The sequence below is a fragment of the Alkalicoccus urumqiensis genome, from assembly GCF_002993335.1.
GTDB lineage: Bacteria > Bacillota > Bacilli > Bacillales > Salisediminibacteriaceae > Alkalicoccus > Alkalicoccus urumqiensis.
In genome coordinates, this window is the sequence record NZ_PVNS01000004.1 from 193,243 (window position 1) to 206,236 (window position 12,994).

The window sequence follows — 12,994 nt, forward strand, 5'->3', positions numbered from 1 at the left end:
ACGTTCCTGCAGGGCGGTGCTTTTTGATTATCCATATAGGGAAAACAGCAGTTACAGCGGTTCCCCTTCCTCCGCTTCCGGAGGTGGTGGTTCCACCGGACGTTCCCGCGGCAGGAAGCGGATCGTATATTCCATCGATTCCGGATAGCGGTTCAACGTCGGAACATCTTCCGGCCGGACCGGATGAACGGTAAAAGTGACGGTCGTTTCTTCTCCGGAACGCTCCACCAGAAGCGATGTCTCTTCCTGCTCCTGAAGAGAATAGCCTTGAAAATCGACATCATCCAGTACGTCGTAGTGAAGCCTTGTCCAATTGTCCCCGGTTTCCAGCGAATCCGCTTCCGGCAGAATTGTCTTCATCCAGGTAAACGGATCATCCAGCGGACTCATCTCCTGGATAATTGGGTTCGGCCGCTGTCCTCTGCTCCAGTCTCCTCCGCTCTCCACAAAAAATGCTTCTTCTTCCACGTGAATCGTAAATTCAAACGTGGAATCATTGGATACCGGGGTGGAAATGGAGTACATGCTCCGCTCCGGCCCATAGGCTCCCGAAGCCTGCAGTGCGGTTTCTTCTTCCATGACGTAAGAGGCTTCCACATCAAACGATTCCTCTTCCATGTCCTCCAGCATCGAGCGCAGTTCCCCGTAGCGGTAATCCTGCTGCGTGGGAAACAGCAGCCATCCAGCGGTAATTCCGGCAAAAGCTGCAATCATAGGAATTAAGTATGCTTTAACCGGGCGTCGTTTTTTAAAGGTAGCCATTAAGATCATAATCTCCATTCACCTGCCAGTACCCCTGCTGCCGTTCTTCCGTGAACTCGAGCCGTTCGAGCCACTTAACAGATTTGTATCCGTACATCTCCGGGTGGAACAGACGGCACGGATAGCCCTGTGCATGGATCAATTCATCATCATTGAGAGAAAACACGAGCATGGCATCTTCGTCCACGAGCTGGGACACCGTAAATGTATCGTAGTACAGACCGTCTCCGGAATACGCCGTTACGCTCGTTCCTTCCGGTGTAATAGAAAAATTGGAGAGCACGTCGCGGACGAGGACACCTCGCATTTCGACGTTGCGGACGCTCCAGCCTGTCACGCAGTAAAAATCAGTGACGACGGCCGTTTCCGGAAGCGCCCGCAGCTCCTGACGGCTGATGGTAACAGGACTGCTGACGAGCCCATCGATTGTCAGCTCCCATTCCCGTTCTGTGTATCTCGGATAGTCATTCGTTACGTTGTAAATCCGGAAGTACCCGCGCATCCTCGTTTCATCTCCGGCCGCAGTAAGTACCGGCTGAAACCACTTTACTAATCCCCCGGCAAAAAGAAACGCGGTGCCGAGAGCTGTCAATTTAATGAAGTCTCTCCGTCCAGGGATATTCTCCTTCACATGAGCAGGCGGTTCTTTCCTGCTTTTCCACCAGACCGGCCACGGAACCTGAATGTGAAACGCATGCGTCAGGCTGTGAAATACCGCCCACGGGAAGTAAACGAACGTCAGCATGCCGTGAATCCAGACAGAAGGATTTGTCAGCATCTGCGGCAGCGCTGCCTGAAAATACATAACTGCCCCCGTCGTGCTCCAGAGAAAGAAGGCGCTCAGATTCAGCATCAGATTAAATGTTTTTTTCGGCGGTTTCCTTTTCGTATACACGTACAGCCGTTTCAGCTGAAGAAGTACGAGGAGTAAATACACCAGCGCAGAGGCAATATGAAAAGACACGAGCGGAAACTGTATTTCGTTAAACCAGGTGCGGAGCGGTGCGGTGTAAAGGGCAATGCCCGATAAAAATAGAAAGACAAACAAAATGCCGTGAAGATGGTGCAGTGTCGTGAGTCGGATCATCGTCTGCCCCCCCTCGTTATTGTATCCGCTTTCATCGTATCAGAAGAAGAGCTCCCGGGGAATCAATCAGACTCTGCCGGGAGCTCAGCTGTCATTACGATGCGAAAAAGCGGACCGCTTCTTCAAGTGCCTGATCAGCATCTTCACCTTCTGCCGATACGGTAATTGTATCGCCGTTTTCCAAATGAATGGTAACAAGTCCAAGAAAACTTTTGACGTTCACTTTCATGTGGCTTCCTCTCGACATCTTCTCAATGTAGACATCTGCCCTGTAAGGCTGAAGCGAAGCGCTGAGCTCTGTAATCGTCTGATCTTCGCGGATGTTTACCGTTACTTCCTGTGCAGCTCGTTTCATCAATAAACAGCTCCTTTGAATACAAAATCAGCAGGACAGAAAGAAGGGGGACTTCCTGTCCTGCTGGTATGTCCCGCAATGCTACTGAATGAAAACCATGGAGACCTGCGGGATAAAGACAATGATCAGCAGCGTGATCAGCATGGCGACAAAGTAAGGCAGCACGGCGCGGGCAATCGCTTCAATCGATAGTCCCGAAATCCCCGATGCCACAAATAAGTTTACGCCGAGCGGCGGTGTAATAAAGCCGATCGCCAGGTTGACGATCATGATAATACCGAAGTGAACCGGATCGTAGCCCAGATTCACGGCAATCGGAAGCAGAATCGGCGTCAGAATAATAATAGCTGCCAGCGTATCCATAAAACAGCCGACGAGCAGGAGAAGCAGTGTAATCAGTAAAATGATGACAATCTGATTTTCCGAAATACCAAGAATCGCTTCTGCGACCTGGTTTGGAATCTGCTCGACTGTTAACAGACGGCCGAATGCCGTAGCTGTACCGACGATGATAAGTACTGTCGCCGTTGTGAGCGCCGCATCCCCGAATACTTTCGGCAGGTCTTTAATACGAAGTTCACGGTAGAGAACGAGCCCGGCGAGCAGGCCGAACACGACGGCCACAACAGAGGCTTCGGTCGGCGTGAAAATTCCGCCGTAAATACCACCGAGGATGATAAATGGCACCATGAGCGCCCATTTGGCATCCCACATCGCTTTTCCTAATGCGACGAAGGAGAAAGGCTCCCCACTGCCGCTGTATCCATGTTTTCTCGAATATAAGTAGGCATACACGATCAGACCGAACGCAACGAGCACGCCGGGAATAATACCGGCAATGAAAACGTCTCCGATATTCGCGCCGGAACCGACCACGCCATAAATAACCATCGGAATACTCGGTGGAATAATAACCCCGAGCGCACCGGCAGCAGCGACCGTCGCTGTAGCAAACCGTTTATCGTAGCCCATGCGGACCATCGCCGGGATCATGATACCGCCGATAGCTGCCACTGTTGCCGGAGCAGAGCCGGAAACGGCAGCAAAAAACATACACGTGACGATCGTCGCTATAGCAAATCCGCCTGTCCGGTTTCCGACGATTTTATTTGCTACATTAAACAAGCGGTCCGAGACGCCGCCCTTACTCATAATTTCACCGGCCAGAATGAAGAACGGCACGGCCATGAGCGGGAAAGAATCAACGGATGTCACAAGCCCCTGTCCGAGAAATTCGAGCGGAACCGCTCCGGAATACACGATGGTCACCAGCGTAGCCAGGCCGAGTGCGATACCGATAGGAATACTTAATAGCATAAAAACAGCAAAACTGATAAATAAGACAGCAGTAGTCATCCTGCGAGACCTCCCTTCCTAGGACCGGCCGCGTTCCGGGTCGGGAACGTTCGGCTGATCGCCTTCTTTTTCCAGTATGGCATCCTGTTCGGACTTCACCGTAAAGTCGCCACCGCCGCGCAGTGCAGCAACCTGTTTGATCATCTGCTGAATAATGCGGATGGATGTGAGCGCCATGCCGACCGGTGTGGCGGCGTATACGATCCACATCGGGAGACTCAGAGCCGGTGAAGTCTGTCCGAATCCCATCAGCTGACCGGTAATCCGCGTACCATAAATAATGACAAAAACCGCAAATGCCAGAAAAAAGACGTTGGCAATCAGCGTTAAAATAATTTTCCCCCGCTCTTTTAATAGTACGAGCAGCACGTCCACCTTAATGTGACGCTGTTTTTTGACACCATAACTGATGCCGACATAGACGAGCCAGATAAACAAATACCTCGCAAGCTCTTCCGACCAGGAGAGCGAGGCTCCCATTACGTGGCGCATAAATACCTGCAGCGTAATGACAGTGACCATAATCATGGAAAAGATAATTAACAGCGTTTCTTCAAAATGTTCATCAAGCCAGTGGAGCAGCTTCATGTTCCTTCCCCCTTTTTCTGCACTCTTCTTCCAGAAAGGCCGTCAGTGAGACAGCCCCTTTGGAAGAAGAGATGCCCCGTCCTGCGGGACATCCTTCCGGTAGTTTTACTGCTGCGCGTCTTCGATTGCCTGATACACACGGTCTACGAGATCCTGACCGATTTCACCGGAGTATTCATCGATGACCGGCTGGACCGCATCCTGCATTTCCTGACGGGCTTCGTCGGAGATTTCAGTAAATGTCATGCCTTCATCCTGAAGATCCTGAAGGTACTGATCATTTGCTTCACGGTTCGCTTCACGCTGGAACTCCCCTGCTTCTACAGCTGCATCCGAAACGATCTGCTGGTAGTCTTCCGGCAGGCCGTCATAGAACTGCTTGCTCACCAGGAAGACGAACGGGCTGTAAATATGGTGCGTGTCGGACACATAGTCCTGTACTTCATAGAAGCCTTCGAGGTAAATCGTCGCGTATGGATTTTCCTGTCCATCCACCGTACCCTGCTGCATCGCTGTAAACAGTTCTGTAAATGCCATCGGCGTCGGGTTCGCTCCAAGCTCACGGAATGCGTCCAGGTGGAGGTCGTTTTCCATTGTACGGATGGTGAGACCATCAAAGTCTTCCATTGAAGCAACTTCACGCTCACTGTTCGTCAGATCACGGAAACCGTTCTCCCAGTATGCCAGTCCGACCATGTTCTGATCATCGAGCATGTCGAGAAGCTCCTGGCCGACTTCACCGTCAAGTACCTGGTCCGCTGTTTCGCTGTCCGGGAACAGGAACGGGAAGTCAAATACCGAGAATTCGTTTACAAAGTTTGCGATCGGTGCTGTGGATGGAATCGTTACTTCCTGAGAGCCGAGCTGCAGCGCTTCCATCATGGAACGGTCGTCACCCAGCTGGCCGCTGTGATACGTTTCGACGAAAATATCGCCGTCCGTTTCGGATTCAACGATTTCTTTAAACTCAAGCAGCCCCTGATACTGTGGGTGGTCGCTGTTCAGGCCGATACCGCCGCGGATCGTGTGGGATGCATCTTCCTGCGCGTATTCTCCGCCGCCGTCTTCTCCATCAGCGTCTGCTTCGTTTCCGCCGTTCTCTTCTTCTCCGGCGTTTTCGTTCTCTCCACCTTCGTTACCTGCGTTTTCTTCCGGTGTTTCTTCGGTGTTCTCCGCGTTGTTGGCACCGCTTTCATTATTGGCCGGATCTGCTTCATTTCCCCCGTTGTCTCCCCCGCCGCACGCAGCGAGGAATGTTGTTGCTGCCAGTGCAGCTGTCAGGTAAAGGCTCTTTTTCATGTGTATTCTCCCCTTTAAGTTAAGTAATGAAAATTATTTTCTTACTACGTCATGCCCGCCGAACTCGTTGCGGAGTGCTGCTACTACTTTGCCGGTAAACGTGTCATCTTCCAGTGAACGATGGCGCATCATAAGTGACAGTGCGATAACCGGTGCCGGTGTTTCCAGATCCAGCGCCGTTTCCACCGTCCATTTGCCTTCCCCGGAGGAATTCATAACACCGCGGATGTTGTCGAGCTTCGCATCCTTTTTGAACGCGTTTTCCGTCAGTTCCATGAGCCATGAACGGATGACCGAGCCGTGGTTGAATACGTTCGATACTTTCTCGTAATCGTAATCAAACGGGCTTTTCTCAAGAATGTCAAAGCCTTCTGCGATCGCCTGCATCATGCCGTACTCAATGCCGTTGTGGATCATTTTCAAAAAGTGACCGCTCCCGGTGCGTCCTGTATGCAGGTAGCCGTTTTCCACCGTCGTGTCTTCAAAAATGGATTCGATCCGTGCGATGACATCATCGTCTCCCCCGACCATCATGCACGCTCCGTGGCGGGCGCCTTCTACGCCGCCGCTCGTTCCCGCATCTACGAAATGAATCTGCTGTTCCCCAAGCTTTTCTGCCCGCCGCAGGGAATCTTTGTAATTGGAATTTCCGCCGTCAATGACGACATCTCCTGCTCCGAGGAGTGGTGTTAACTCGTCCAGCACGGATTCTGTTACTTCACCTGCCGGCACCATCAGCCAGATCGTTCGTGGTGATTCCAGCTTCTCAACCAGTTCCTTTAATGAATACGCAGGTTCTGCGCCTTCTTCTGCGATTTGTTTGACCGTATCGTGATTGACGTCTGCTGCTGCCACTTCATGCTGATGATCCAATAGGTTCAATGTAAGATTGTAGCCCATCTTTCCAAGGCCAATCATGCCCAGCTTCATTCCGTCACCCCCTTCAAAAAATGAAATTTATTTTCGCTATGACCCTATTATATGATAAAAAATTTCTTTTACAACCCCTAATTTAAGAAAAAATATTTTTTTATTAAGCGTTTCCACGTATAATGGAGTTACAGCCCGCAGAAACCAGGCGCTGTATATAAAGGAGGAATGTGTAATGTCTCCAGCTGAAACCGGACACTGTCTGCACCGGATCCGTGCATCCTACGACAGCTTCCGTGTCAAAGAGAAAAAAATAGCTGACTATATATTGGAGAATCCGCAGGAAATCGTCCACTCCACGATCAGCCAGGTGGCAGAGAATCTGGAAGTGGCGGAAGCGACGGTGTTCCGCTTCTGTAAACGGATCGGTTTCAAAGGATACCAGGCGATGAAAATAGCCCTTGCTTCGGAAATCGTCACTGGGATGAAGGATATTCACGAAACCATTCTGGAAGATGATACCGAAAAGGAAGTAGCCGAAAAAGTATTCAAATCAAACATCCGCACGCTCGAAGACACGCTGGCCGTACTCGATACCGATTCGTTTCAGCAGGCCGTGCAGCTGCTGCTGACGGCGCGCCGCATCGAATTTTACGGCAACGGCGGTTCAGGGGTCATCGCAATGGATGCCCACCATAAATTCATCCGGACCGGTATCCCGACGATTGCCTACAGTGATTCGCACTTTCAGGTTATGTCCGCTTCACAGCTGACACCGGAAGACGTCGTCGTGCTCATCTCCCATTCCGGCGCCAACCGGGATATTCTTCAGGCGCAGGAGGTCTGTGCCGAGCACGGCGTGAAAACGATCGGCATCTCGACGCTTGCGAAATCACCGTTAAGTGAACGGGTCGACGTTCCTTTATATACCGTATCGACAGAAACGGAGTACCGCTCGGAGGCACTCGCTTCCCGACTCGCACAGCTCAGCTTGATCGATGCGCTCTACGTCAACGTCAGTATCGGTAGAAAAGAATTAATGCAGCAGTCGCTCACGGAAATGCGGCGGGCGATCTCAAGAAAACGAATGTAGGAAAGGAAGATGTCGTGTGAAGAAAGCATCCTATGTAATCGGCCTGGATATCGGCACCACCAGCGCCAAATCCGTCGTTTTTACAAAAAGCGGCGAAGTCATCTCGGAAGCGGAGGCGGGCTACCCCGTCACCCACCCGCATCCCGGCTGGGCGGAGCAGGACCCACTTGAAATAGAGCAGGCAGCCTTCCGGGCCGTCCGCGAATCACTGGAGAAAAAACGCATTCCCGCGGAGGCTGTTCATTCGGTCGGCCTTTCTGCTGCCATGCATGCGCTGATCTGTGTGGACGAAAAGACGGAACCGCTGTCGCCGGTCATCATCTGGGCCGACGGCCGGAGCCGGAGCCAGGCCGAATCGTGGAAAGCGTCTCCGGAAGGCCGGGCAATGTATCTTGCAACCGGTACACCGATTCATCCAATGTCCCCGCTGTTGAAACTGATCTGGATGAAAGACACCGGCTATGAACCGTACCGGAAAGCGGAGCGTTTCTTATCAGTAAAGGAATTTTTGACCGCCCGCTGGTTCGGAATTCATGCAGTGGATTATTCCATCGCTTCAGCAACCGGCATGTTTGATATACGGCGGAAAACATGGCATGCACCTGCGCTGGCTGCCTGCGGCATTTCCGAAGAGCAGCTATCCCCTCCGGTGTCTCCGCTGTATCAATTTTCACCGCTCCATGCAGATGCCGCAGAAAAGCTCGGTCTGTCCCGGGACACCCCGTTTACCGCCGGCGGCAGCGACGGACCGCTTGCCAACCTCGGCATCGGCGCAGTCACTCCCGGAAGCACAGCGGTTACGATCGGCACGAGCGGTGCGATCCGGCAGATGAGCGCCGCACCACAGACAGACGAGAAGCAGGAAGTATTCTGCTACGCCTTCAGCGAGGACCGCTGGATTCTCGGCGGCCCGACAAACAACGGCGGCAACGTGCTCCAGTGGCTCCAGGGTATTTACGGAAACCATTCGGATGTCAGCGGTATTTTAAAGGAAGCAGAAAAAGCACCTGCCGGTTCCGACGGTCTGCTGTTTCTGCCGCATCTGAACGGCGAACGTGCCCCGCACTGGGACGCCGCCGCCCGTGGAGCGTACGTCGGTCTCGCCGCAGATCACGAGCGGCATCACATGCTGCGTGCCGGACTCGAAGGAACGCTTTTCAGCATCTACCATGTCGGGGAGGCACTGTCCCGTCTGACAGGTGAAAATGCAGTATTGTACGCAAGCGGCGGCTTTGCCCGCTCGCCTTTCTGGGTGCAGCTGCTGGCCGATATTTTCGAGGAGACGGTGCATCTGCCCGAATCCCATCAGAGTTCCGCCTGGGGCGCAGCATGGACGAGCCTGACCGCCTCTGGTGAAACCGACGGCCTCGATGCGGTGGCCGGCTCCATTCCGATGGGAACCCCCGTTCATCCGGATGCCGCTTCATCTGCGGTCTACCGGCAGCTGTTTCATACATACAAACATCTGTATGACGCGTTAAAGCCAGCTTTCCATGAACTGCACGCCTTTCGAAATCAATAAACAGCGCAGAACCGGTGCGGGCACTCTGACTATGGAGTGCCCGCTTTTGTTTTCCTCTTTTGCTCCCCGGCGGTTTCCGCCTGGTCCTTTCATCTGAAGCAGAGGGGCCGCTGTGGTCTGCTGCGGCCGGTGGTCCGGCAGGCCCGTTTTGTGTTCCGGTTTGGGGCAGAACCTGTTCCGATTTTCATTAAAGTTGGTCCGCTAGGAGGCGGTTGGTCCGGTGAGAGCCGATCTTGTTCCGATACTCAGCTGTCGTGGTCCGCGGCAGCTTCATCCTGGTCCAGCAGCCTCCAACCCTGGTCCGCATTTTTATAAAACAGCGTCACCCCCTGCGAAAAACCGTCTTTCCCTGCCTGCTCCTTCTCCGGAAAAGTATTTTGTGCTCCCCTTTCCATACAAAAAAAGCCTGTCCACCGCGGTGAACAGACTTTTCTCATTAATAGAAGTCTTACCATTCAGCCACTGTACCGTCTGCATGACGCCACACTGGATTTTTCCAGGCATGTGGCGAAGCAGCTTTCTCCCGCACTTTTGCTTCGTCGATTTCCACGCCGAGCCCGGGTTTATCCGGCAGCGAAGCCCGGCCATTGGTAAACGAGAAAACGTCGGGATTCAACAGGTAATCCTTCACGTCGTTGCCTTTGTTGTAATGAATCCCCATACTCTGCTCCTGAATAAACGCATTGTAGGAGACGGCATCCACCTGCAGGCACGAGGCGAGGGCTATCGGCCCGAGCGGGCAGTGCAGCGCAATCGACACGTCATACGCTTCCGCCATCGTAGCAATCTTGCGGCACTCTGTAATGCCGCCGGCATGGCTCACATCCGGCTGCAGCACGGACACACCACCCCGCTCCAGGAGCGGTTTCATATCCCAGCGCGAATACATCCTCTCCCCTGTTGCAATCGGTACGGTCGTTGCCTGGGCGATACCGGGGATCGCTTCGTTATGTTCCGGAAGCACCGGTTCTTCGATAAACATCGGCCGGTATGGCTCCAGCTCCTTGATGAGCGCAGGCACCATCGGTTTATGCACGCGTCCGTGAAAGTCGATCCCGACACCGATCTCCCAGCCGGCATGTTCCCGTATCGAAGCAATTCTCGCAGCGGCTTCATCAATTTTAGCGTAGGAATCGAGGTACTGCATTTCTTCGGTGGCGTTCATTTTCACCGCGGTAAATCCTTCTTCCTGAAGGGCGGCCGCCTGTTTCCCGACGTCCTGCGGGCGGTCACCGCCGATCCAGGAGTAGACCCGGATATTTTCTCGGACTGCACCGCCGAGAAGCTCGTAGACAGGCGCGTCGAAATACTTTCCTTTAATATCCCACAGTGCCTGATCGATGCCGGAAATGGCACTCATCAGAATCGGTCCGCCCCGGTAAAAACCGCCGCGGTAAAGAACGTTCCAGTGATCTTCTATTGGAAGCGGATCTTTTCCGATCAAATACTCCGCCATTTCCTCCACCGCCGCTTTTACCGTTGCCGCACGTCCTTCGATCACCGGTTCACCCCAGCCGGAAATGCCTTCATCCGTTTCGATTTTGACAAAGCACCACCGCGGCGGCACGAGAAAACATTCCACATTGGTTATTTTCATTTAATTTCCCCCGCTTTCATCCAGTCATCTACTGCCTGACGGTACCGTGCCGCTTCCTGACGGATTGTCTCCGGATCGTCTTTGTCCGCTCCGCGGATAAGGCTCGTGCCAAGACCGACCGCACACGCGCCGGCATCAAGAAATTCTGTCATATTGGAGAGCCTGACGCCGCCGGTCGGCATCAGCTTCACATGCGGGAGCGGCCCCTGCATCGCTTTAAAAAAGCTCGTGCCAACCTGATCTGCCGGGAATACTTTAATAATATCCGCCCCTGCACGAAGCGCGGTTGTAATTTCTGTCGGCGTAATGGCACCCGGGATCGAAACAACGCCGCGGCTCACCGCCGTTTTGATCGTCTCCTCCCACGTATCCGGGGAAAAAATAAACTGTGCGCCGGCATCCACCATCGCGTCCGCCTGCGCTCCGTCAAGAACGGTGCCGGCGCCGACAACGGCACGGTCTCCCACACGTTCGACAGCTTCCCGTACCATTCCCGCGGCATCCGGGGAATCAGCGGTAATTTCCATCGTCGTGACACCGCCGTCCGCAAGCGCCTCTACGACCCGGCCGATCGTGTCCGGACGGTGGCCGCGGATGACCGCAACGAGCTTCGTCTCCAATACATGCTCCAGAACCTGCTGCTTATCCATGTTATCGCCTCACATCTCTAGAATCTGACTCCGCAAGCTCCCGTCGATCCGGAAGCCCTTCTACATCACCCTTTACCTGCACAACAAACGAGGCCGTCTGATGTCCGCGCGCTGCTGCTTCTGCCGGCGTCATGCCATCGAGAAGCCCCGACAGAAAGCCGGCACAGAACGCATCCCCTGCACCGACGGGATCCACAACCTCCACTTCGCTGCCTTCCACCTGCTCCACATCTGTTTCCGTCACGAGAAGCGCTCCCGCCCCGGTCTTGACTACCGCCAGGTGACAGCCGAGCGCCAGACACGCCCTGCCGATTTCCTCGGGATCACGTGTGCCGAACAGCACCTCGCCGTCATCCACGCCTGGAAGCGCGATATCCGTATAGCCGAGCAGCTCCTTCAACACCGGCACCGCCTCTTCCTTCTTCCACAGCTTCAGACGAAGGTTCGGATCCATCACTACACGGACACCCATCCGGGAAGCGGTCTTCACCGCGTCCAGCACCGCCTCCCTGCAGGAGACACTCAAGGCTGGCGTTATCCCGGTCATGTGGAAAAACGACGCTCCTTTCAGCGCTTTTTCGGAAACGATGCCCGGCGCCATCCTGCTTGCAGCGGAACCGTGGCGGTAATACTGGACGCTCATGGAGCCGGCCTTCCGGTATTCTTTAAAATAAATGCCTGTCGGCGCCTCCGGATCCCGCTCCACAAAAGACGTATCCACACCCTCTCCCCGCAGAAAGCGGAGCAGTGCTTCACCGAATTCGTCCTCGCCAACACGGCTGATCCAGCGTGCCTGATGTCCAAGCTTGGCCAGCCCGGCAGCGACATTCGATTCCGCTCCGCCGAAGGACCGGCTGTAATTCTGTACGTAACGGAGCTGCCCGGACTTTTCCGGTGTGAACAGCGCCATCGACTCTCCCATCGTTACAACATCCATCTGTCACCCTCCATTGTTCCGTATTGTGGAACGTCGTTTCATTATTGAAACAAAAAATAAAAGCGATTACAAAAAGCGTAGCGGAAAACGTCTCCGGAATCAAGCGTCCATTTAACCAAACGTCGTTTTTCCAAGAGACGCACTAATTCCGGCCGCCGTCTGTCGTATCAGCGGAGCAAGTTCATTTTCCAGCCGTTCGGTAGTGACGCGCGAAACCGGACCGGAAACGCTGACTGCTCCAAGCGGACGGCCTTCGGCATCTTCAATGACGGCTGCTGCGCACTGAATGCCTTCTTCATGTTCCTCCCGGTCGAAAGAAACACCTTCGCCGGCAATTTGCTTAAGCTCCTGCCGGAAGCTTTCGCCTGTCGTGATCGTAGCCGGTGTAAACGACGTTAGTCCGTTCTTGATCACTCGATCCACGACCTCCGCGTCCCCCGCTGCGAGGAGCGCTTTTCCGACACCGGTGCAGTGCATCGGAGCACGCTTTCCGATACGGGAATACATGCGGAGGGTGTGACGGCTCTCCACTTTATCGATGTAGACGACTTCGGTTCCTTCCTGCACGCACAGGTGGACAACTTCCCCAGTCTGTTCCGCAAGTGCTTCGAGATGCTCCTGCGCAGCACTCCGAAGATCAAGCGACTCCTGCACCGCCGAGGCAAGCTGGAGCAGATGCAGACCGAGGAGATAGTGCTCCTGATCGGCGGTGCGGCGGACCATTCCTTCTTCCTCGAGCGACCGGAGCAGACGGTGGACCGTACTTTTCGGAAGCGCCAGCTCTTCCGAGAGCGCCGTGACCCCGGCGCCTTTCGGGTACAATTCGAGACACTTTAACAGCTGCAGTGCCCGATGGACAGACTGAACCATGGCCGTTC

General features: G+C 54.0%; 14 protein-coding genes. 2 read left to right on the plus strand and 12 right to left on the minus strand.

What is annotated here, in order from left to right:
• Positions 1-51: 51 nt before the first annotated feature.
• From C6I21_RS05690 to gnd, 7 genes are all read right to left on the minus strand, one after another.
• Entirely contained in the window at positions 52-762 is a 711-nt protein-coding gene (locus C6I21_RS05690; RefSeq protein ID WP_105958488.1) for a hypothetical protein, read from the minus strand.
• The gene (locus C6I21_RS05695; RefSeq protein ID WP_105958489.1) at positions 749-1,849 is read right to left on the minus strand and encodes a molybdopterin-dependent oxidoreductase; all 1,101 of its coding nucleotides are present in this window, start codon (positions 1,847-1,849) and stop codon (positions 749-751) included. The genes C6I21_RS05690 and C6I21_RS05695 overlap by 14 nt, the downstream gene beginning before the upstream one ends.
• Before the next feature lie 94 nt (positions 1,850-1,943).
• Positions 1,944-2,204, minus strand: coding sequence for an HPr family phosphocarrier protein (locus C6I21_RS05700; protein WP_105958490.1), 261 nt, complete (start codon positions 2,202-2,204; stop codon positions 1,944-1,946).
• An 81-nt stretch (positions 2,205-2,285) separates the two neighbouring features.
• Positions 2,286-3,560 (minus strand): TRAP transporter large permease, encoded by a 1,275-nt coding sequence (locus C6I21_RS05705; RefSeq protein ID WP_105958491.1) that lies wholly within the window; start codon positions 3,558-3,560, stop codon positions 2,286-2,288.
• Positions 3,561-3,578: 18 nt separating this feature from the next.
• Complete coding sequence (locus C6I21_RS05710) at positions 3,579-4,148, minus strand: TRAP transporter small permease (protein WP_105958492.1); 570 nt, start codon at positions 4,146-4,148, stop codon at positions 3,579-3,581.
• A 105-nt stretch (positions 4,149-4,253) separates the two neighbouring features.
• Complete coding sequence (locus C6I21_RS05715; protein ID WP_105958493.1) at positions 4,254-5,447, minus strand: TRAP transporter substrate-binding protein; 1,194 nt, start codon at positions 5,445-5,447, stop codon at positions 4,254-4,256.
• Positions 5,448-5,480: 33 nt separating this feature from the next.
• Positions 5,481-6,377, minus strand: coding sequence for a phosphogluconate dehydrogenase (NAD(+)-dependent, decarboxylating) (gene gnd / locus C6I21_RS05720; protein WP_105958494.1), 897 nt, complete (start codon positions 6,375-6,377; stop codon positions 5,481-5,483).
• A gap of 175 nt (positions 6,378-6,552) precedes the next feature.
• Here gnd and C6I21_RS05725 point away from each other — a divergent pair, with 175 nt between their 5' ends.
• Both C6I21_RS05725 and C6I21_RS05730 read left to right on the plus strand, forming a co-directional pair.
• Positions 6,553-7,410, plus strand: a complete 858-nt coding sequence (locus tag C6I21_RS05725) for a MurR/RpiR family transcriptional regulator (protein WP_105958495.1) — start codon at positions 6,553-6,555, stop codon at positions 7,408-7,410.
• 16 nt (positions 7,411-7,426) lie between these two features.
• Positions 7,427-8,932, plus strand: coding sequence for a gluconokinase (locus C6I21_RS05730; protein WP_105958496.1), 1,506 nt, complete (start codon positions 7,427-7,429; stop codon positions 8,930-8,932).
• Positions 8,933-9,177: 245 nt separating this feature from the next.
• Here the strand turns inward: C6I21_RS05730 and C6I21_RS16405 are convergent, their stop codons facing one another.
• From C6I21_RS16405 to C6I21_RS05750, 5 genes are all read right to left on the minus strand, one after another.
• Positions 9,178-9,327, minus strand: a complete 150-nt coding sequence (locus C6I21_RS16405; protein ID WP_181186120.1) for a hypothetical protein — start codon at positions 9,325-9,327, stop codon at positions 9,178-9,180.
• A 53-nt stretch (positions 9,328-9,380) separates the two neighbouring features.
• Entirely contained in the window at positions 9,381-10,529 is a 1,149-nt protein-coding gene (gene dgoD / locus C6I21_RS05735) for a galactonate dehydratase (protein WP_105958497.1), read from the minus strand.
• The gene (locus C6I21_RS05740) at positions 10,526-11,179 is read right to left on the minus strand and encodes a bifunctional 4-hydroxy-2-oxoglutarate aldolase/2-dehydro-3-deoxy-phosphogluconate aldolase (RefSeq protein ID WP_105958498.1); all 654 of its coding nucleotides are present in this window, start codon (positions 11,177-11,179) and stop codon (positions 10,526-10,528) included. The genes dgoD and C6I21_RS05740 overlap by 4 nt, the downstream gene beginning before the upstream one ends.
• A gap of 1 nt (position 11,180) precedes the next feature.
• Positions 11,181-12,116, minus strand: coding sequence for a sugar kinase (locus tag C6I21_RS05745; RefSeq protein ID WP_105958499.1), 936 nt, complete (start codon positions 12,114-12,116; stop codon positions 11,181-11,183).
• A gap of 111 nt (positions 12,117-12,227) precedes the next feature.
• Positions 12,228-12,986, minus strand: a complete 759-nt coding sequence (locus tag C6I21_RS05750) for an IclR family transcriptional regulator (protein WP_105958500.1) — start codon at positions 12,984-12,986, stop codon at positions 12,228-12,230.
• Positions 12,987-12,994: the final 8 nt, after the last annotated feature.